The organism is Pseudarthrobacter sp. NCCP-2145, assembly GCF_023708005.1.
Taxonomy (GTDB): Bacteria; Actinomycetota; Actinomycetes; order Actinomycetales; family Micrococcaceae; genus Arthrobacter; species Arthrobacter oxydans.
Window position 1 is genome coordinate 1 of the sequence record NZ_BRCG01000045.1, and the last position, 1828, is coordinate 1828.

A 1828-nucleotide genomic window follows, 5' to 3' on the forward strand; every position below is an offset into this window, starting at 1 on the left:
CTAGGAGACTGCTGAACTAAGTGCTTTATGGGGCTGGTCCGGGGCGTTCACGTGTCGGGGCCAGCCCTTCCTTTTGTGGTCTCGGGTTCTGTGATTGAAGCATCGGGTCCTGTTTCTGGGCTTTTGAGGGTTGTTCGCCGGGTGGCGGGTCCGGTTTTCGCTGGCGGGAGGCCCTGAGGTGGTGCCCGCGTTCAAGCGATGGCCCAGGATCCTTTTTCGCTGGTAAGTCCGAGCGCGAGGAGGCGTCGCAGGTTCAGCCCGGCAATCCTCAGTTGCAGCCAGGCATTGTTCTGGTTTGTGCCGCGGTGCCGAACGCGGCGGTTGCCGCGGGTGACCCAGGCGATGGACCGTTCGACCATGGGCCGGTGGGTGCGGTAGTCGTGCTGGAAGTCCGGGTCCGTGGCGCGTTTCCGGTGTTCGCGCTGCAGGGCGTCGTGCTCGTGCAGTTCGAGTTTGCGCCCGCGTGGGGAGCCGGTGCACCGGGCCCGGAGCGGGCAGCTGCTGCAGGCGGCGCCGAATGTGACCCGCCGCTTAGCGGTGATCCTGCGCGTAAGCCCGTTCGGGCAGGTCGCGGTGCCTGCTGCTTCATCGACGGTGAAATCATCGAGGGTGAACCCGCCTTCGACGGCCGGGCGCAGCGGCCAGGGTTTGATCACCGGGGTATGGCCGGTGCCGGCGAGAGCGGCGAGCATGTCCCCGGACCCGTAGGCCGAATCGGCCAGGACGTCCACGCTGGTCCCGGCGATCGTGGGCTCCATGCCGATCAGCCGGGCGCCGACGGCCCCGTCGCTGTTCTCCGGTCCGGAGGCCTTGGTCAGCTCCGCGGCGGTGATCAGCCCGGTATCGGGCTCGATGACAATGTGGGCTTTGAATCCGTCCTGCTGCCGGGACCTGGTCTTATGCGCGTGCCGGGTGTCCGGGTCCACGGTGGAGATCATCCGGTCCGGTGCGACCTTCCGGGCGATCCGCCACCGCCCGTCGGTCCCGTCCGAGTCCTCGGCCGGTTCCACGTCCTGCCCGGCGACCAGTGCAAGCAGCGCGTACGCATCGGCCCCCCTGCCCTCCAAGGTCTCGGGATCGACCGCGGCCAGCAGGGCGAGGGCGTCGGTGACCAGCGCCGAGACCAGCCCGTCCCTGGCATCCTGGTCGTCCCAGGCGATGTCCGGCTTACCGGTGCGCGTGTAGTCATACCCCTTCGCGTGGGTGGCCAGCAGGTCCTGGCCGCCGGGGATGTCACGGCCGAAGCGGCGCACCGCTGCGATCAGCTGCGTGATCGTGTCCTGCCTCGCGACCGCGTCATCCAACACTGTTGAATCAACCGCCCGCCGGCGCTTGCCCGCCAGGACTCCGGTTTCCGCAACGACCTCGGCGATGGCCTTCATGATCCGGTGCGGGTTCTTCGATGCCGCCAGCCGCCGGCGCCAGTACGTCAGCGTGCTCGGATGGAATGCCGTATCGGTCAGTCCGTACCCGCACGCGGCTTTCCAGCGCAGATCGTACGTCAACGCCTCGGCTGTTTCCCGGTCAGAGAGGCCCTGCAACGCCTGCAGCACCAGCACCGAACCGATCACCGAAGCGGGAACTGACGGCCGGCCCCGCCGCGACGGGAACAGGTCCTCCATCATCGAATCCGGGAACAACCGCCCCCGATGCTTGGCCAGAAAAGCGAAGACACTGCCCGGAGCCAACAACTCTCCGGCCAGCGCCTCCACATCCAAATACCCGCGTTGCGCGTCCTCGCGTCCCTGCATAAGACCAGTCTTAACCACCAGCCTCACCAGTCCAGCCGACGCGCCTAAACCAGCGGATATTTCAGCAGTCTCCTAGG

Annotated in this window: 1 protein-coding gene; it reads right to left on the reverse strand. The window is 67.2% G+C overall.

Annotated elements, in window-relative coordinates; all coding sequences use genetic code 11:
* Positions 1–191: 191 nt before the first annotated feature.
* Positions 192–1751: an IS1182 family transposase gene (locus NFU08_RS20790; RefSeq protein WP_251425957.1), complete on the reverse strand. Its 1560-nt coding sequence runs from the start codon at positions 1749–1751 to the stop codon at positions 192–194.
* Between the last annotated feature and the right edge of the window lie 77 nt (positions 1752–1828).